The following is an 18,020-nucleotide window of genomic DNA, read 5'->3' as shown; positions in this document are numbered from 1 at the left end:
CATGCGCATCCTTAAAGTGATTTCCCTGCTGCTGGACTATCCCGACCAGCACCTGCGCGACGGCCATGCCGAACTGGCCCAGGCCATCGGCTCGGCTCGCGAGATCAGCCCGGAGCAGCGCATCGCGCTGCGCCGCCTGCTCGACGAGCTGACCGAAGGCGACCTGATGGATGTGCAGGAGCGCTACACCGACCTGTTCGACCGCGGCCGCGCGCTGTCGCTGCTCCTGTTCGAACACGTGCATGGCGAGTCCCGCGATCGCGGCCAGGCCATGGTCGACCTGATGGCGCAGTACACCGAGGCCGGCTTCGCCATCGGCGTGCGCGAGCTGCCGGACTACATCCCGCTGTACCTCGAGTACCTCGCCACCCGCGAAGACCTCGAGGCCCGCGAGGGGCTGGCCGATGTCGCCCATCTGCTGGCCCTGCTGGCGGCCCGTCTGCAGGAACGCGAGAGCCCGCATGCCGCGTGCTTCACCGCACTGCTGCAGATCGCCGGCGAGCCGGTGCAGGAAACCCTGGCCGGCCTGCAGGAGCAGGTCGCCGCTGAAGAGCGCGACGACTCGCTGGAGGCCCTGGACAAGATCTGGGAGGAGGAGCAGGTCAACTTCCTCCAGGCCGAGCAGCAGGATCGCTGCCCATCCATGCCGAGCGGGCCGGGCAAGGCTCGCGAGGAAAGCCCGGTGCCGCTGCACTGGACCGATTTCAAGCATGACGGGCAGGCCGCCGCGCTCGCCCAGGAGGTGCGCAATGTCTAACTTCAATTTCCTGCTGTTCGGGGTCTATCCCTACATCGCCCTGGCCATCTGCCTGATCGGCAGCTGGGCGCGCTTCGACCTGTCGCAGTACAGCTGGAAGGCCGGCTCGAGCCAGATGCTGTCGAACAACCGCATGCGCCTGGCGAGCAACCTGTTCCACGTCGGCATCATCTTCATCCTGGCCGGTCACTTCGTCGGCCTGCTGATGCCCGAGGCGCTGTATCACCACTTCATCACCAGCGGTCAGAAGCAGATCGTGGCGATGGTGTCCGGTGGCTTCTTCGGCATCCTCTGCCTGATCGGCCTGGTGATGCTGATCCATCGCCGTCTGACCGACGCGCGCGTGCGGGCCACCTCCAACACCAGCGACGTGATGATCCTGTTCGTGCTGCTGGCGCAGCTGGTGCTGGGTCTGCTGACCATCGTCGCCTCCACCGGCCACCTGGACGGTTCGGTGATGGTGCTGCTGGGCACCTGGGCGCAGAGCCTGGTCACCCTGCAGCCGGTCAAGGCCGCAGGCGCCATCGAGTCGGTCAGCGTCATCTACAAGCTGCACGTATTCCTCGGCATGACCCTGTTCGTGCTGTTCCCCTTCACCCGTCTGGTGCACATCGTCAGCGCGCCGGTGTGGTACCTGGGCCGGCGCTACCAGATCGTCCGGCAGAAGGGTGTCAAGCCGGCCATGCCGCGTCCGCAGCGCCCGCGCACCTATGAAGCACCGGTACGCGAAACCGCCGTGCCGTCCGCCGTGCCTGCCACGGCAAAGAGCAAGAGCCCGGTATGACCCTTGCCGGCTGACGCCCCACGCGTCAGCCGGTCTGGTCGATCGGATCGAAGCTTCAAGCGTCTTATCGAGGTAATCATCATGGGTTGTGGATGTGGTGGAAGCACGGGTGGTGGCGGCTGCGGTGGCGGCGCCCGCCCGGAAATCGAAGTGCCGGCCGAGGCCCCTCTGTTCGAGGAGCTACCGCATGAAGAAGAACACCAGCCCGCCGAGGAACAGGCCTCCGGCGAGCCGCTGCTGATCGCCAGCAGCGAGCAGGAGTGGCCGCGGGTGCGGGTCAACGGGGTGGCGATCGCGCCCCAGGCCATCGCCCAGGAATTGCAGTATCACCCCGCCGAGAGCCGCGACGAGGCGGTCTTTCTGGCGACCCAGGCACTGGTGGTGCGCGAGCTGTTGCAGCAGCGCATCGCCGAACTCGGCCTGGTGGTGCAGGCGGCGCCCGGCGAAAGCGAGGAAGAAGCGGCCACCCGCACGCTGATCGAACAGGAAGTGCCGCTGCCGCTGGCCGACGAGGCGGCCTGTCAGCAGTACTACAACGGCAACCGTCAGCGCTTCTTCAGCGCGCCGCTGCTGGCCGCGCGGCACATCCTGCTGGCCTGTCCGGGGGATGACGCCGAAGCGCGCAGCCTGGCGCGGGAACAGGCGTTGGGCCTGTTGCAGCAACTGCAGGCAGCGCCGCAACGCTTCGCCGAACTCGCGTTGCAGCATTCGGCCTGTCCGTCCAAGGAGCAGGGCGGGGCGCTTGGGCAGATCAGCAAGGGCCAGACCGTGCCGGAGTTCGAGCGCCAGCTGTTCCGTCTGCCGGTCGGCCTCTGCCAGCAGCCGCTGGAAAGCCGCTATGGCTACCACCTGGTGTTCGTCGACCAGCGTATCGAGGGCGATCAATTGCCTTACGAGATCGTCGCCGGCACGATTCGCGCCGAACTCAACCAGCGTGTCTGGCAGATCGGCGTCAGCCAGTACCTGCAGAACCTGGTGGGGGCGGCGAACATCGAGGGCATCCACCTGCAGGGCGCGGAAACGCCACTGATGCAATGACGGCGGCTTGGCCCTGCGTCGGGTGGATGATGCTTCACCACCCACCGCGCGGGGCCCACGGTGGATGAAAAAGTGTCATCCACCCTACGAGGCTTCAGAGGTGTTATCGATGACTCAACTACGCGATGCCCACGACCGCCAGATCGACTACCTGCGCATGTCGGTCACCGACCGCTGCGACTTCCGCTGCGTCTACTGCATGGCCGAGGACATGACCTTCCTGCCGCGCCAGCAGGTGCTCGGTCTGGAGGAGCTGGAGCGCATCGCGCGCATCTTCGTCGGGCTGGGCGTGAAGAAGATCCGCCTCACCGGCGGCGAGCCGCTGGTACGCCAGGGCATCGTCGGTCTCTGCGAGCGCATCGCGGCCTTGCCCGGTCTGCGTGAACTGGTGATGACCACCAACGGCTCGCAGCTGGTCAGGCTCGCCGCACCGCTGGCACGGGCCGGGGTCAAGCGGCTGAACATCAGTCTGGATAGTCTGGACGCCGAGAAATTCCACGCCATTACCCGCACCGGCCAGCTGCAGCAGGTGCTCGACGGCATCGATGCGGCGCGCGCCGCCGGCTTCGAGCGGATCAAGCTCAATGCCGTGGTGATGAAGGGCCGCAACGCAGAGGAAGTCGCCGACCTGGTGGACTTCGCCATCGCCGGCGGGCTGGACTTGAGCTTCATCGAGGAAATGCCGCTGGGCGATGTCGGCCGTTCGCGCGGCGAGAGCTTCTGCTCCAGCGACGAGGTCAAGGCGCTGATCGCCGAGCGTCACGCGCTGATCGATTCGGCCGAGCAGAGCGGCGGGCCGGCGCGCTATGTGCGCCTGCCGGAGCACCCGCAGACGCGCATCGGCTTCATCTCGCCGCATTCGCACAACTTCTGCGCCACCTGCAACCGCGTGCGGCTGACCGTGGAAGGTCGCCTGCTGCTGTGCCTGGGCCACGAGCATTCCATCGACCTGCGCGCACTGCTGCGCCGCCACCCGACCAGCGACCAGCCGGTGATCGACGCCATTCACGCCGCGCTGCAACGCAAACCGCTGCGCCACGAATTCTCCAGCGGCGGCGAGGTCCAGGTATTGCGCTTCATGAACGCCAGCGGCGGTTGACTGCCCGCGCCGAACGGGCTGCGGGCCGACCGTTTTATTCGCTACCATCGGCCGGCACTGCCGGTCTGACCCATGCCCCGCTGCGTTGCAGTCGGGTTTGTCGCAACGCTCGCTGACCAACGCCATGCGCGTTGGTCGACCTGCCGGCACCGCCTGCCGCGCGCCTACCTCCAACGGGGAATGGGCTGGCCCGCGGCGCCGGTGCAGCCTGCGCACACATCTTCAAGGGAGTTTCGAGCCATGGCTCACCTGTCCAACACCGAATTCCAGCCTCTGAACATCGCCGTGCTCACGGTGAGCGATACCCGCAACCTGGACACCGATACCTCCGGCCAGGCGCTGATCGACGGCCTGCAGAGCGCAGGCCATACGCTGGCCGAACGGGCCATCGTCAAGGACGACATCTGGCAGATCCGCGCCCGGGTGTGCAGCTGGATCGCCAGCGAAAACGTGCAGGTGGTGCTGATCACCGGCGGCACCGGTTTCACCGCCCGCGACAACACCCCGCAGGCGGTACAGCCGCTGCTGGACAAGGACGTCGACGGCTTCGGCGAACTGTTCCGCTACGTTTCGCTGGGCGAGATCGGCACCTCCACCGTGCAGTCCCGCGCGCTGGCCGGGATGAGCAACGGCACGCTGGTCTGCTGCCTGCCGGGTTCGACCAACGCCTGCCGCACCGCCTGGAACAAGATCCTCGTCGAGCAGTTGGATAGCCGTACCAAACCCTGCAACTTCGTCCCGCACCTGAAGGCGGCCGCGGTGGACAACTGCGGGCCACGCTCATGAGCGCTTGCGGCTGCGATACCGGCGGGCTGAAGCCGGTCGACGAGGCCATCGCCGAGCTGCTGGCGCGGGTGCCGGCGCCGCCCGCGGTGGAAGAGGTCACGCTGCGCGATGCCCTCGGTCGCGTGCTCGCCGAGCCGCTGGATGCCAGCTTTCCGGTGCCCCCCTGGGACAACAGCGCGATGGACGGCTACGCCCTGCGCGCCGCCGATCTGCCGGCCGAAGGCGGTGCGCTGCCACTGGCCGGACGCATCGCCGCCGGCGACGCCGCCAGTCAGCAGCTGCCGGCCGGGCATGCGGTGCGCATTTTCACCGGCGCGCCGTTGCCGCCGGGCGCGGACGCCGTGGTGGCGCAGGAAAACTGCCGTATCGAAGGCGATCGCATCTGGCTGCCGGCGGTGAACGCCGGTGACAACGTGCGCTGCCTGGGTGAGGAAACCGCGGCTGGCGAGCGTCTGATCGACGCCGGCAAGCGTCTGCGCCCGCAGGAGCTCGGCCTGCTGGCGACCTTCGGCGTGGCGCGGGTGAAGGTGTACCGGCGTCTGCGTGTGGCGCTGCTGTCCAGCGGCAACGAACTGCGCGAGCCGGGCGAGCCGCTGGACGCCGGGCAGATCTACAACTCCAACCGCTACAGCCTGCTCGGCGTGTTGCAGAGCCTCGGCTGCGAGGTGCACGACTACCCGATCCTGATCGACGATCTGGGCGCCAGCCGTGACGCGCTGGCCGATGCGGCGAGCCGCTTCGACCTGATCATCACCTCGGGCGGTGTTTCGGTGGGTGAGGAGGATCACCTCAAGCAGGCGATTCGCGAATTGGGCGAGCTGCACCTGTGGCGTCTGGCGATCCAGCCGGGCAAGCCGCTGGCCTTCGGCGAAGTCAACGGCACGCCGTGGATCGGCCTGCCCGGCAACCCGGCGGCGGCGCTGGTCACCTCGCTGGTGGTGGCTCGGCCGTTCCTGCTGCGCGCCCAGGGCTGCACGCAGGTGCAGGTCACGCCGCTGCGCCTGCCTGCCGGCTTCGCCTGGCGCAAGGCCAACGTGCGCCAGCAGTTCCTGCGCGCGCGGCTCGAAGCGGTCGATGGCCGGCTCGAGGTGCGTCTGTTCCCGCGCCAGGGCTCGGCCATGCTGACCTCGGCGACCTGGGCGGATGGCCTGGCCGTCGTCGAGTGCCAGCGCACCTTCGCCGAAGGCGAGCTGGTGCAGTACCTGCCGTTCAGCGAACTGCTCGGCTGAAACGCCACGACGCCCGGCCGATGCGAATCGGCCGGGCGTTGTCGCGTCTGAGCCTCAGGCCTGGTGGCGCTGCGGCAGCATGCGCAACAGGGTGCCGTCGCGGCGCACGTACTGGTGGAACAGCGCGGCTGCGGCATGCAGGCCGATCAGCCAGTAGCCGGCCACCGCCAGCGTTTCATGCAGCTCCTTGAAATCGCCGGCCAGCGCCTTGTCCGCGCCGACCAGCGCCGGCAGCTCGAGGCCGAAGAAGGGGATCGGCTTGCCCGCCGCGCTCAGGGTCAGCCAGCCGAGCAGCGGCAGACCGATCATCAGCGCGTACAGCGCCAGGTGCATCAGCTTGGCCAGCGCCTGTTCCCATCCCGCGCCGGCAAGCGAGCGCGGCGCCGGGTGCAACCAGCGGGCGATCAGTCGCAGCCAGACCAGCGCGAACACTGTTATGCCCAGCATGAAATGCCAGTGCTTGAGCAGCTCGCGTGGCTCGCTGCCCTTGGCGAAGTTGCCCTTGAGTTCGATGGTGGCGTAGACGGCGGCAATCAGCAGCAGCATCAGCCAGTGCAGGGCGATGCTCAGCCGGCCGTAACGCGGCAGGGGGGTGGTCACAGACATTTCACGCACTCCGTGTGGGGGAATGGCGGCAGTCTAGGGCGCCAGGCTTAAGCGAACCTTAGCGAATGCCCGTTGCGCCTGTGGCGTGCGGTCGCGGCTGCGCGCCGGTGGTCGTGCTGAGAGGCTGGCGGGGCAGGTGCACGGCGACCTGCAGCCCGCCGAGCGGCGAGTCGGCCAGCTCGATGCTGGCGCCGTGCAGCTCGGCAATGCGCGCGACGATGGCCAGGCCGAGGCCCGCACCCTGGCCGTCACCCTGTCGATAGAAGCGCTCGAACAGCTTGTCACGTTGCGTCGCCGGCACCCCGGGGCCGCTGTCGTCCACCTGTAGCGTGATCGCGGCAGCGGTGGCCTGCAGGCCGACCTGGATCTGGCCGCCGTCGGGGGTGTACTGCAGGGCGTTGCCGACCAGATTCTGCAGCAGCGTGGCGAGGCTCGCCGCATCGCCGCTGAGGTGGAAATCGGCCAGCTCGTCGACATCCAGCGTCAGCTCCTGGCCGCGGGCCAGCGCCAGGGGCGTCAGCTCGGCGAGGGTTTCACGACACAGCGGCAGCAGATCGAGGTCGGTCAGGCCCAGGCGCTGGGCACTCGGTTCCAGGCGCGCCAGGGTCAGCAGCTGGGTGACCACGCGGGTGGTGCGGTCGACGCCGGCGATCAGCTGTTCGAGAGCCCGTTCGCGCTCCTCCTCGCTGGCGGCCTGTAGCGCGTTCTGTGCATGGATGCGCAGCACCGCCAGCGGTGTGCGCAGTTCGTGGGCAGCGTCGGCGATGAAGCGCTTCTCCCGTTCGATCAGCTGATTGACCTGTTGCAGCAGGCGATTGAGCGAGGCCGCCACCGGTTCCAGCTCTTGCGGCAGCGGTGCCAGCAACAGCGGCGCGAGGTTGTCCGGGTCGCGGCTCTTGAGCAACTGAGCCATGCGTGCCAGCGGGCGCAGGCCCCAGCCCACCGCCAGCCAGATCAGCAACGCCAGCAGTGGCAGGCCGACGAGGTCGGGCAACAGGCTGCGCCGGGCGATCTTGCCCACCAGCTCGCCCCGCACATCGCCGCGCTCGCTGAGCAGAATCCACAGATCGTCCTCGCGGTCGTGCAGCAGGAACAGCCGCCAGGCATGGCCGTCGAGCAGCACCTCGTGATAGCCGCCGGCCAGGTGGCTGAACGGCGACGCCGAACCCGCGGCCAGCTGCTGCAGGGCGCCGTTCGGTGCGCCGGCCGACTGCAGCACGCTGCTGCCGTCCTCGGCGTAGACCTGAAAACCCAGCTTGGTCTCGTAGTCGTGCCCCGGCACGCCCTGATCGCGGCGAGCGTTCACCGCCGCATCCAGCGCGGTTTGCAGGGCCTGACGGGCCTGCGGCTCCATCTCGCGCATCACCAGGCCCTGCACCAGCCGCGCGCTTTGCGCCAGCTGGGCGTCGAACAGTTCCTCGATCTCGTGGCGCGCGTCGCGGTAGCTGCGCCAGGAGATCAGGCTCAGCGAGACCAGCAGGGTGCCGAGCAGCAGCGCCAGGGTGCGCTGGCGGATCGAGCGCTTCAGCATTTGTCCACCAGATAGCCGACGCCGCGCACGGTGCGGATCAGCTCGGGAAAGAACTTCTTGCGCAGGTGGTGGATGTGCACCTCCAGCGCATTGCTCTCTACGTCCTCGTCCCAGCCGTAGAGCACCTGCTGCAGCCGATCGCGGGTCAGCACGCGACCGGGCTGGGCGAGCAGCTCGTGGAGCAGGACGAACTCCTTGCGCGGCAGGTTGATCGGCGTGCCCTGGTAACTGACCTGCTGGTTGACCGGGTCGAGCAGGATGCCGCGGTATTCCAGCACCGGTTCCGGTCGATTGAAGCTGCGCCGGAGCAGGGCACGCAGGCGGGCCTTGAGTTCGGCGACGTCGAACGGCTTGACCAGGTAGTCGTCGGCGCCGGCGTCCAGCCCGGCGATGCGGTCGCTGGTGGCATCGCGCGCGGTGAGTACCAGCACCGGCACCGGATTGCCGGCAGCGCGCAGGCGCTTGAGAAGCTCCAGCCCGTCCAGGCGCGGCAGGCCGAGGTCGAGGATGACCAGCTCGAAGCTTTCATGGTTCAGCGCATGCAGCGCACTGGCGCCGTCCTGCAGCCAGTCCACCGTATAACCCTCCGGCTTGAGCGCGGTGCGGATGCCCTCGCCAAGGGCGCGATCGTCTTCCACCAGCAGAATGCGCATGTCGTTCCTGTCGTTCTCGGCCGCTGGGCGTTGCTGTGCATTCAACGCCGCCGTCTCGGTTTATTCCAGCTTTTCCTGGACCCTGGCCAGCAGCGCGCGGGCTTCCTCGCGGCGGCCGGCATCGGCCACTTCACGGCCGGGGCGATCGGGTGCGGCGAGGGCCTTCTGCAGCGCGGCCTGCGCCTCGCCATAGCGCTTCTGGCGCAGCAGAAAGTCACCGTGGAAGTAGTTGGGGTCGATGCCGTCCGGGTTCAGCGCCAGCGCCTGTTTGAACAGCGCCTCGGCCTTGTCTTCGTCGCCGAAGCCGATTGGCCAGCCGGGCACCTGGTAGTAGAGACTGGCGAGGCTGGTGTAGGCCGAACCGTTGAGTGCCGCGGGGTCGAGTTCGATGGCCTTTTCCAGTTCGGCCTTGGCCTGCTTGACCAGCCCCAGCGCGCCGAGTCCGCCCTTGGCGCCAGCCCAGGTGCTGAGCACGATGCCGTGCCAGATATGCAGTTCGGCGGCCTGCGGTTCGCCGATCACAGCGCTTTCGACCTCCGAAGCGAGCCTGGCGAAGGCGGTTTCGCGCTGAGCCTCGGGCGTCTGGTAGTTGATCTCGGCCCAGCGCGTCTGGATCTGACGCAGCGACGACTCGCCGGCCGGGCTGAGAGCGAAGGAGGGCAGGCTGACCAGGGCCAGCATCAGGGCGCAAAGGCCTAACAGAGGCTTCATGGGTGTTCTCCGGGAGAGGTGGGTTGCGGTGCGGGTGGCTGTTCGGCACGGGCAAAGCGCTTGATCACCGGCAATTGCTTGCGCAGCGCCTGGTCGACCAGCCGCGGCAGCACGCCGTTGAGGCGCACGAAGAGTTTTTCCGGCCAGCCGAGATAGAACTCCTCTCGCTCGGCGCTGATGGCATGGACGATCTGCCGGGCGACCTCTTGCGGATCATCCATCTCCACCTTCAGCTCGTCGTTCATCGCTACCACGTCGGCGCTGTTCATCGCCGTACGGGTGGCGCGCGGCGCGATATAGAGCACCTTGATCTGGCTGTCGGCCAGCTCGCGGCGCAGCGCCTCGGAGAAGCCGCGCAAGGCGAACTTGCTGGCGCAGTAGGCGGTGAAGCCGGGGTAGCCGATGGAGCCGAAAGTCGAGCCGAGATTGACCAGCAGCGCTCGCGGCTGCTGGCGCAGCAAGGGCAGCAGCAGGTGGGTCAACTGCAGGGTGGCGGTGACGTTGACGCCGATCAGCCGGGCGATGGCGTCCTCGTCCTGCTGTTCGAGCAGGCTGAACTGATTGACCCCGGCGGCGTTGATCACACCGTTGAGCCCGCCAAAGCGGCGCGCGGCCTCCAGCACCAGCTGTCGCCCGCTGCGTTGGGTGAGGTCTGCCACAACCAGACTGATCTGCCCAGGGTAACGGCGGGCCAGGCTTTCCAGCGCAATGCTGTCGCGCCCCACCAGCAGCAGCCGGGCACCGCCGGCGCAGAGCCGTTCCACCAGCAGCTGGCCGATACCGCCGCTGGCACCGGTGAGCAGGAGGCGCGCGTCAGGCAAGTGCATGGTCGTGCTCCGCCGCGGGAAGGCTGCGGAAAATGTCGCCATAGAGGCGGTAGACCACCCGCGCGGTGTGCACCACGGCGGCCTTGTCGTCCTCGTTATCGAGGCGGTTCATCAGGCGCTTGAAGAACTCGATGTGCTCCAGGTCCAGGCTGCCGTGGGAGGTCAGGTAGCTGAACGCCTTGGCCGGCAGGTCGAGCTTGTCCTGCAGCACGCCGGCGGCCTGGGTGGCCAGGGCGATGCTGGTACCTTCGAGCACGTTGACCATGCCGAAAAAGCTCGCCGGGTTGTGCCGGGCGATGCGGTCGTAGACGTAGGCGACCATCAGCTCGGTGGGCAGCGCCGGCTGGCCATGGCGCACCGCCTCGGCATCGCCGCCGCAAGCGCGGATGTCGTTGAGGATCCATTCCTGGTGGCCGATCTCTTCCTCGATGTATTCGGCGATGGCCTCGCGCAGCCATTCCAGCCGCTCCGGCAGGCGCGCACCGCAGGCCATCAGCAGCGGCACGGTGTGTTTGACGTGGTGGTAGGCCTGGGTAAGGAAGGCGATGTATTGCGCGCGGGTCGCGGTGCCGGCGAGCGCCGAATGGATGATCGGCGCGGCCAACAGGTAGTCGCGCTCGGCGCTGGTCTGCTGTTGCAGCTGGTCGAAGAATTCCATGGTGAACCTCGAAAGTCAGGGCTGAATGGCGTTGATCGCCGATTGGTAATGGTTGAACAGCGCATTGCGGCGCAGCCGGCCGTTGGCAGTGGCCAGGCCGTTGCTGGCGCCGAACGGCGCGTCGGCACGCAGCCAGCGGTGTACGCGGGCGTAGTCCGGCAGGCCGGCGTTGACCCGGTCGATTGCCGCCTGCAGTCCGGCATCGCTGAGCTCGGGATACCGCGGCACCAGCACCGCGACGTTCTGCGCCAGCGCCTCGCCATGCAGCCAGGCCTGGGCGATCGGCGCCTGCTGGACCAGCTCGGCCTCCACCCATTCCGGGTTGACGTTGCGCCCGTAGGCGGTGACGAACTGGTGCTTCTTGCGCCCGTGCAGGACCAGAAAACCGTCCTCGAAATGGCCGAGGTCGCCGGTGGCTAGCCACTCGCGGGCCGGCGGCGGCTCGCCGACGTAGCCGAGCATGTGCGGGCCCCGGACCAGAACCTCGCCGTCGTCGGCCAGGCGCAGTTCGACATGCGGCAGCGCCCGGCCGACCGTGCCGATGCGCCGCGCTTCGGGTGTGTTCAGACAGACCACCGAGGCGCATTCGGACAGCCCGTAGCCTTCGAACACCGGCAGGCCGAGTCGCTCGGCGCGTTCAAGCAGTTGCGGCGCCACGCGGCCGCCACCCACGGCGATAAAGCGCAGCGACGCGGGCAGCGGTACGCCCTGTTCCGCGGCGCTGACCAGCGCCAGCAACAGCTGCGGCAGCAGGATCAGGCTTTGCGGCCGGCTTTCGTTCAGCGTGGCGAGAAAGCGCGGCAGGTCGAAGCCGGCACTGCCGGAGAAGCCGATCTGCGTCAGCGGCCGCAACTCGATCCGGGCACCGGCCAGCAGCGGCGCATAGAGCCCGGCGATGTTTTCCAGCAGGGTGGCCAGCGGCAGCACGCACAGGTGCTGCCGGACATCACACGGCAGGCTGACCTGCCACAGGCTCCCGGCCACCGCCAGCTGCGCCTCGGCATCCAGGCAGACGCCCTTGGGCTGGCCGGTGGTGCCGGAGGTGTAGGTGATCTTGCTGGTGCCGGCCGGCACCGGCGTGACTGTCTGCGGCTGGAGCAGCAGCAGGCCGGCTTCAGCGGATTGGAAGTCGCAGCGCTCGGCGAGCGCGCCTGGCGTGCCGATCAGGCAGTCAATGCCGGCGTGATTCAGCACATGCTCCTGCTGTGCCGGGGAAAAAAAGCCCGGCAGCGGCACGCAGATCAGCCCGGCGCGCAGCAGGGCGAGATCCCACAGCGCCCACTCCAGGCCGTTGTCCAGCGCCAGGGCGACGCGCTGCACGCCGAGCTGTTGCAGCTGACTGGCGCGTGCGGCCACCTCGTGGCGCAATTCTGCGTAGCTCAGTTGGCGCGGCCCTTCGCCCAGGGCGATGCCGCTGTGCTGTTCCAGGACTGTCCAGAAGCGTTCAGCTGCAGGCTGCATGCGGCACCTCCGAGGCGTCGAACAACGGTTGGTAGCCAAGTCGGGCGTAGATGCCCAGCTGCAGCAGGCGCTGGTGGCCGGGCAGGATCTCGCCGGCCATCAGCTGCGGGCGGCTGGCGTAGTAGCTGCCCCAGTCGGCCAGGTCCTCGCCCATGCGCGCCGGGTCGGCCGGGGCCAGCGCCAGTGGCTCCAGGGCCAGGCGCTGGAAGCTGTTGAGCAGGGCCGGCGTGCCGGTGAACACCACCCAGCGAAAGCCCTGGGCGACCAGCAGATCGGTCAGCGCGACGATCAGGAGCCGCGCTGAGGCGCTGCCGAAGGCCGCCAGGTTGCCGACCTCGACGATCTCCTCGCGCGGCACCGGGCGGCCGCTGCGGCGGGCAACGGCCAGCTCGATGGGTTCGTCCAGGTACCGTTCGAGAAACAGCGGGCGACGCTGCGCGCTGCGCAGGCCGACCGCGCCCTGCACCTGGCCGTTGTCGCCATGCAGGCCGAGCAGGCAGGGCATGAAGTGACGCACCCGCGCGCCGTAATGCTCGGCGAAGCGCTGGCGAATGAAGTCTTCAAGGGCCACGCGCCGCGGGTCCTCGCCGGCCTGTGTCAGTTGCAGGCAGAGCGAGGGCTCGCGGCCGATGCGGGCCAGTATGTCGGTGTGATCAACCCAGGGCAGTTCCATTGGGGAACCTCGGTTAGAAACCTGGGCCGATTGTTGGTGGGCAAACTTAAGGCAGTCTTAAGTCGCCTAAGCCGTCAGAACGCTGACATTTTCTTCACATTCGCTGGGCTATGGTCGCCGCGCTCGGGGTCGAGCCACCGGTGCTCCAGCTGCGCCAGAGGCCCATCGAACGCTGGCCGGCCGACCACCGAAGCAGCTATCGCAAGCAGAGCGAGCCGCGAAGAGGAAGGCCAGCAGATGCAGATTCATCCATACCCCGTGCCACGCCCGGCCACAGGCTCGGGCCGCCAGTACCGGCTGTTCGGCCTGCTCGCATTGCTGCTGATCGGCCTGGGCGCGAGCATCGCGCTGCATTGGAACGAGCGGCTGTATTTCCACCTGACCCATCAGTGGAACGTCAGCGCGCACGATCCGGCGCTGCGTTGGCTGCCGGGCTATCGGGTAGCCATCGACGCCCGACCGATCGAGGGCATCAGCCGCAACCTCTCGGCGATCACCTACGACAGCGATCTCGACCGGCTGCTTGGCGTGATCAATGGCGGGCCGACGGAAATCGTCGCGTTGAGCAAGCGCGGCGAGCTGCTCGAGCGCTACCCGCTGGAAGGCTTCGGCGATATCGAGGGGCTGACCTATATGGGTGGCGGCCGGGTTGCGGTGTCCGACGAGCGTGCCCAGCGGATCAGCATCTTCCAGCTGCCGACACTGGCGCGCAGCATCAATGTGTCCGAGGCCAGGTTCTTCTCCCTGGGCATCGGCCTCAACGGCAACAAGGGCTTCGAGGGGGTGACCTACGATGCCGTGGGCGACCGCCTGTTCATCGTCAAGGAGCGCGACCCGCGCCAGCTCTACGAGGTCCGGGGCGTCGCCGCCAGCCTCGACGGCCAGCTGCAACTGGCCGTTCACGATCGCAGTGACTGGATCGCCAGTCAGGTGTTCGCCACCGACCTCTCCGACATCCACTTCGATGCCGAGACCGGCCACCTGATTCTGCTCAGCGACGAGTCGCGGCTGGTGATGGAGCTCGGCGCCGACGGCCGCATGCTCAGCTACCGCAGCCTCAACGGCCTGTTCAGCGACCTCGGCCGCTCGGCACCGCAGCCTGAAGGCGTGACCCTGGACAATGACGGCACGCTGTACGTGGTCAGCGAGCCGAACCTGTTCTACAGCTTCCGCCGCGAGGAGGGTCAACCGGAATACCACGAGCCAGAGGAGCAGCAGGACGAGATAACGAAGCTGAGCATGACGGAGAAAAGGCATCGTATGATCCACGGCTGAGGACGAACGCGGCGCAGTCTGCGTTGACGTCCCTGAGCCCTTCGTCAAGAAGCCGTGAAAAGATCGTCATAGCCGCGAACCGATATGCGCATCCTGGTCATTGAAGACAACCGTGACATCCTGGCCAACGTGCTCGACTACCTCGAGCTCAAGGGCTACCTGGTGGACTGTGCGCAGGACGGGCTGAGTGGCCTGCATCTGGCCGCGACCCAGGAATACGACCTCATCGTGCTGGACATCATGCTGCCCGGCATCGATGGCTATCAGGTGTGCAAGCGCCTGCGCGAAGACGCACGGCGCGACACGCCGATCATCATGCTCACCGCGCGCGACGCCCTGCCGGATCGCATCAAGGGATTGGAAGCCGGCGCCGACGACTATCTGATCAAGCCCTTCGCGCTGTCCGAACTGGTCGCCCGTATCGAGGCGGTGTTGCGTCGCAGCCAGGGTTCGCGGCGTCGCCAGCTGCAGGTCGGTGACCTGGTCTATGACCTCGATACCCTGGCCGTCAGCCGCGGCGGCGTGCCGATACGGCTCAACCCCATCGGCCACAAGCTGCTGGCCATCCTCATGCAGCGCAGCCCGGCGGTGGTGCGCCGCGAGGCGCTGGAGGAAGCGCTGTGGGGCGACAACGTACCGGACAGCGACAGCCTGCGCAGCCACATCCACCAGCTGCGCCAGGCACTGGACAAGCCCTTCGACCGGCCGCTGCTGCACACCGTGCACGGTGTGGGTTTCCGTCTGGCGGAGGACGGCGATGCTCACTAAGCAACCCTTCGCCCGCCGCATCGTCATCGCCTTCACGCTGATGACCCTGGTGGTCAGCGGCGTGTTCTCGCTGGGGATCGTCGCGGTGGTCTACTTCGTCGAGTCACAGCTGGTGACCGGGGAGCTGAGTCGCGAGCTGGATATCGTGCTGCACGAGGACCTGCCCAGCGGACGTCCACCGCGCCTCGACGCCCAGACACGCTTCTTCAGCACCGCGCTGCCGGACTATCCGCTGCCCGAAGGCTTCGCCACGCTGCCCGAGGGCTTCACCGAGGTGGTCCGCGGCGACGAGGCCTACTACGTCTACGTACGCGATCTGGACGGCGAGCGCTACGTGCTGATGGAAGACCAGAACGAGTTCGAGGAGCGCGAGAACGCTCTGTTCAAGACAGTGCTCGCCGGCTTCCTGCTGAGCGTGCTGGGCGCCTGGCTGCTCGGCCGGCTGATGGCGCACAAGGTGATGGCCCCGGTCAGCCGGCTGGCCAATCAGGTACGCCACCGCGACCAGCTGCATCCGCTGGCACCGCCGCTGGCGCTGCAGTATGTGGATGACGAGGTGGGCCATCTGGCGGCTGCGTTCGACAGCACCCTCGGCCAGCTGCGCCAGACGCTGGAGCGCGAGCGGCTGTTCACCGCCGACGTCAGCCACGAGCTGCGCACGCCGCTGATGGTGGTGCTCGGCGTCTGCGAGCTGCTGCTCGCCGGCGACCTGCCCGAGCGCTCGCGGCGCCAGGCCGAGCGCATCCAGCGCGCGGCCGAGGAGATGCAGGCGCTGGTCGACACCTTCCTGTTGCTGGCGCGGGCCAGACCCGATCAGCAGGAGGTCTTCGGTGGTAGCGCCGGCCTGGCTGACGTGGCCCGCGAGCAGAGCGATCGCTGGGGGCCACCGATGCGGGAAAAGGGACTGGCGTTCGAGGTGGTGCGCGAAGGCGATGACCAGCAGACCTATAACCACACGCTGCTCGGCACGGTGATGTCCAACCTGCTGCGCAACGCCTTGCACTACACCGAGCACGGGCAGGTGCGGCTGGTGCTCGAGCACGGCGGCTTCCGCGTCGAAGACACCGGCGTGGGGATTCCGGTAGATCAGCAGGAGCGCATGTTCCAGCCCTTCGTGCGGGGTGCCGAGGGGCGCGGCGAAGGGCTCGGCCTGGGGCTGTCGCTGGTGCGGCGAATCTGTGCGCACCAGGGCTGGGCGGTCGAAGTGCATGGCCGCGAACCCTGCGGCAGCTGCTTTGCCGTCCGCCTGGCGTCTTGACGTTTTTTTCACATCTCTTTGACAACCCGTTGATGTCCGGCCGGTTAGTTTGGCGCTCCGTCTTCCCCCGGAGTGCCCGACATGCCGACATCGAGCCCCATCGAACTTGAGTTCTCGCGCAAGTACGACCGCCAGCACGCCTACGAATACCTGCACAAGCACCAGGACGGCCTCGCCCGACGGCTGTCGCATTGGCGTGACGAGCAGATGGCGCGACGCGCGCTGAAAATCGCCGGCGAGCCCGATCTGGTCCTCGATCTGCCCTGTGGGGCCGGGCGCTTCTGGCCCCTTTTGGCCGAGCACCCGAGCCGGATGATCTTCGCCGCGGACAATTCCGCCGACATGCTGGCCATCGCCGAGGCCGCGCAGCCGCTGGAGGTGGTCAAGCGGGTGGAGACCTTCCAGACCTCGGCCTTCGCCATCGACATGGGCGACAACGCGGTGGACAGCATCTTCTGCATGCGCCTGCTGCATCACATCGCCGACCCGGCGCATCGCCTGGCGATGCTGCGCGAATTCCACCGCGTCACGCGCGACACGCTGATCGTCTCGCTGTGGGTGGACGGCAACTACAAGGCCTGGAAGCGCAGGCGCCTGGAGCGTCGGCGGCCGGCCAAGGACAACCAGAACCGCTTCGTGGTCGCCCGTTCGGTGATCGAGGCGGAGTTCGCCGAGGCCGGTTTCGACATCCTCGACCGCAGCGATTTCCTCCCGGGCTACGCTATGTGGCGGGTCTACGTACTGCGCAAGCGGGGTTGGGCATGAGCCGAGCCCTCGTACTGCCGGCCCGCGAGGCGCGGACCAGCACCTTTCAGCGTTGGTGGGACATGCGTGGCGAGTGGGTCGAGGAGCCCAACCGGCGACGCGCCGGCGAAAGCGGCGTGCAGCGGATTCGCCCGCGCGATCTGCAGCAGCCGCTGCTCTACTGCAAGCGCCAGATCGGCCATCTGTACCGCTCGCCGCTGCATCCGTTCGGCCGGCCCACGGTGCTGCGCGAGTGCCACGCGCTGCAGGCCCTGCGTGATCTCGGGGTGCGCGTGCCGGAGCTGATCTACTGCGGTACGCGGCAGCAGGCAGGGCAGTGGCAGGCCCTGCTGGTAACGGCCGAACTGCAGGGCTTCGTCAGCCTGGAGGACTGGTACGGCGAGGGCATGCCGGGCTACTACGGCAGCGTCGTGCAGGCACGCATGCTGGATGCGGTCGGCCGCACCCTCGGGCGTCTCCACCACGCGCGTTGGCAGCATGGTTGCTGTTACCCCAAGCACATCTTCCTCAGGGTCCATGGCCAAGACGATGGAGCGCAGGTCGAGGTGGCCCTGCTCGATCTGGAAAAGAGCCGGCGTCGGCTGCGCCGTCACGCCGCCGCCCGGCATGACCTGCGCCAGCTCAGGCGTCATTGCACGGCCATTAGCGACCCGGACTGGCAACGGCTGCTGACCGCCCATGCCGGCTATCGCGAGGTGCGCTGCGATGTCGCCTGAATGCTCATCCGAAAGCGGCAGCACAGTGGCCGATGGCGCGGCGCTCAAGGGGCGCAGCGGCCTGATGCGGCTGTGGCTCGCCGGGGGCTATTCGCTGGCCGGCCTGCGGGCCGCCTACCGCGGTGAAGCGGCGTTCCGCCAGGTGGTGCTGCTCTGCCTGCTGCTGATGCCGCTGGCATTCCTGCTCGAGGTCAGTCGGGTCGAGCGCGCCGTGCTGATCGCCGTGGTGCTGTTGGCGCCCATCGTCGAGCTGCTCAATTCGGCCATCGAGGCCACCGTCGACCGCATTTCGCTGGAGCTGCACCCGCTGTCCAAGCGCGCCAAGGACATGGGCAGCGCGGCGCAGATGCTGACCATGCTGCTGATCGCGCTGATCTGGGCGGTGATCCTCCTCTGAATTTCTTCCATTTACCCAGGACTTTCCC

At 67.8% G+C, this 18,020-nt stretch carries 20 protein-coding genes; 12 read left to right on the top strand and 8 right to left on the bottom strand.

Annotated features, from left to right (window positions below; genetic code table 11):
- Position 1: 1 nt before the first annotated feature.
- The 6 genes from narJ to P5703_RS17680 all read left to right on the top strand — a co-directional run bounded on the left by narJ (position 2) and on the right by P5703_RS17680 (position 5,693).
- Positions 2-757 (top strand): nitrate reductase molybdenum cofactor assembly chaperone, encoded by a 756-nt coding sequence (narJ, locus tag P5703_RS17705; RefSeq protein ID WP_011912088.1) that lies wholly within the window; start codon positions 2-4, stop codon positions 755-757.
- Complete coding sequence (gene narI, locus P5703_RS17700; protein ID WP_013981800.1) at positions 750-1,541, top strand: respiratory nitrate reductase subunit gamma; 792 nt, start codon at positions 750-752, stop codon at positions 1,539-1,541. Before narJ ends, narI begins: the two co-directional genes overlap by 8 nt.
- An 81-nt stretch (positions 1,542-1,622) precedes the next feature.
- Complete coding sequence (locus P5703_RS17695; protein WP_285588534.1) at positions 1,623-2,579, top strand: peptidylprolyl isomerase; 957 nt, start codon at positions 1,623-1,625, stop codon at positions 2,577-2,579.
- A gap of 109 nt (positions 2,580-2,688) precedes the next feature.
- On the top strand, positions 2,689-3,678 hold the full coding sequence (gene moaA, locus P5703_RS17690; protein ID WP_045633529.1) for a GTP 3',8-cyclase MoaA: 990 nt from the start codon (positions 2,689-2,691) through the stop codon (positions 3,676-3,678).
- 240 nt (positions 3,679-3,918) lie between these two features.
- On the top strand, positions 3,919-4,464 hold the full coding sequence (gene moaB / locus P5703_RS17685) for a molybdenum cofactor biosynthesis protein B (protein WP_045633530.1): 546 nt from the start codon (positions 3,919-3,921) through the stop codon (positions 4,462-4,464).
- Entirely contained in the window at positions 4,461-5,693 is a 1,233-nt protein-coding gene (locus tag P5703_RS17680; RefSeq protein WP_285588529.1) for a molybdopterin molybdotransferase MoeA, read from the top strand. Before moaB ends, P5703_RS17680 begins: the two co-directional genes overlap by 4 nt.
- Positions 5,694-5,747: 54 nt before the next feature.
- On the opposite strand, the gene P5703_RS17675 is transcribed toward P5703_RS17680, so the two are convergent.
- Genes P5703_RS17675 through P5703_RS17640 form a run of 8 tightly spaced genes read right to left on the bottom strand, consistent with a single transcriptional unit; the run spans position 5,748 to position 12,813 of the window.
- The gene (locus P5703_RS17675; protein WP_020306605.1) at positions 5,748-6,299 is read right to left on the bottom strand and encodes a cytochrome b; all 552 of its coding nucleotides are present in this window, start codon (positions 6,297-6,299) and stop codon (positions 5,748-5,750) included.
- A gap of 58 nt (positions 6,300-6,357) precedes the next feature.
- Positions 6,358-7,830: an ATP-binding protein gene (locus P5703_RS17670; RefSeq protein WP_285588523.1), complete on the bottom strand. Its 1,473-nt coding sequence runs from the start codon at positions 7,828-7,830 to the stop codon at positions 6,358-6,360.
- Complete coding sequence (locus P5703_RS17665) at positions 7,824-8,483, bottom strand: response regulator (protein ID WP_013981807.1); 660 nt, start codon at positions 8,481-8,483, stop codon at positions 7,824-7,826. The genes P5703_RS17670 and P5703_RS17665 overlap by 7 nt, the downstream gene beginning before the upstream one ends.
- Positions 8,484-8,543: 60 nt before the next feature.
- Positions 8,544-9,194: a tetratricopeptide repeat protein gene (locus P5703_RS17660; protein ID WP_125919586.1), complete on the bottom strand. Its 651-nt coding sequence runs from the start codon at positions 9,192-9,194 to the stop codon at positions 8,544-8,546.
- Complete coding sequence (locus P5703_RS17655) at positions 9,191-10,021, bottom strand: SDR family oxidoreductase (protein WP_125919585.1); 831 nt, start codon at positions 10,019-10,021, stop codon at positions 9,191-9,193. Before P5703_RS17655 ends, P5703_RS17660 begins: the two co-directional genes overlap by 4 nt.
- On the bottom strand, positions 10,008-10,679 hold the full coding sequence (locus P5703_RS17650; RefSeq protein ID WP_013981810.1) for an iron-containing redox enzyme family protein: 672 nt from the start codon (positions 10,677-10,679) through the stop codon (positions 10,008-10,010). The genes P5703_RS17655 and P5703_RS17650 overlap by 14 nt, the downstream gene beginning before the upstream one ends.
- Before the next feature lie 15 nt (positions 10,680-10,694).
- A complete protein-coding gene (locus P5703_RS17645; protein ID WP_285588516.1) occupies positions 10,695-12,140 on the bottom strand; it encodes an AMP-binding protein in 1,446 nt (481 codons plus the stop codon).
- The gene (locus P5703_RS17640; RefSeq protein WP_095460619.1) at positions 12,124-12,813 is read right to left on the bottom strand and encodes a thermostable hemolysin; all 690 of its coding nucleotides are present in this window, start codon (positions 12,811-12,813) and stop codon (positions 12,124-12,126) included. Before P5703_RS17640 ends, P5703_RS17645 begins: the two co-directional genes overlap by 17 nt.
- A gap of 237 nt (positions 12,814-13,050) precedes the next feature.
- On the opposite strand from P5703_RS17640, the gene P5703_RS17635 reads away from it, so the two are divergent.
- The 6 genes from P5703_RS17635 (at position 13,051) to P5703_RS17610 (ending at position 17,992) form a co-directional block, all read left to right on the top strand.
- Positions 13,051-14,088 (top strand): SdiA-regulated domain-containing protein, encoded by a 1,038-nt coding sequence (locus tag P5703_RS17635; protein WP_125459586.1) that lies wholly within the window; start codon positions 13,051-13,053, stop codon positions 14,086-14,088.
- A gap of 84 nt (positions 14,089-14,172) precedes the next feature.
- A complete protein-coding gene (locus tag P5703_RS17630) occupies positions 14,173-14,856 on the top strand; it encodes a response regulator transcription factor (protein ID WP_013981815.1) in 684 nt (227 codons plus the stop codon).
- Positions 14,846-16,114, top strand: a complete 1,269-nt coding sequence (locus P5703_RS17625; protein ID WP_285588509.1) for a sensor histidine kinase — start codon at positions 14,846-14,848, stop codon at positions 16,112-16,114. The genes P5703_RS17630 and P5703_RS17625 overlap by 11 nt, the downstream gene beginning before the upstream one ends.
- Before the next feature lie 81 nt (positions 16,115-16,195).
- Positions 16,196-16,879: a class I SAM-dependent methyltransferase gene (locus tag P5703_RS17620; RefSeq protein WP_108241490.1), complete on the top strand. Its 684-nt coding sequence runs from the start codon at positions 16,196-16,198 to the stop codon at positions 16,877-16,879.
- Complete coding sequence (locus P5703_RS17615) at positions 16,876-17,595, top strand: lipopolysaccharide kinase InaA family protein (RefSeq protein ID WP_108241491.1); 720 nt, start codon at positions 16,876-16,878, stop codon at positions 17,593-17,595. The genes P5703_RS17620 and P5703_RS17615 overlap by 4 nt, the downstream gene beginning before the upstream one ends.
- Positions 17,585-17,992, top strand: a complete 408-nt coding sequence (locus tag P5703_RS17610; RefSeq protein ID WP_108241492.1) for a diacylglycerol kinase — start codon at positions 17,585-17,587, stop codon at positions 17,990-17,992. Before P5703_RS17615 ends, P5703_RS17610 begins: the two co-directional genes overlap by 11 nt.
- The last annotated feature ends 28 nt before the right edge of the window (positions 17,993-18,020 follow it).

The organism is Stutzerimonas sp. FeSN7 (genome assembly GCF_030263795.1).
GTDB lineage: Bacteria > Pseudomonadota > Gammaproteobacteria > Pseudomonadales > Pseudomonadaceae > Stutzerimonas > Stutzerimonas stutzeri.
Note: the sequence above shows the minus strand (reverse complement) of the source record. Positions and strands in the feature narration are given on the sequence as shown.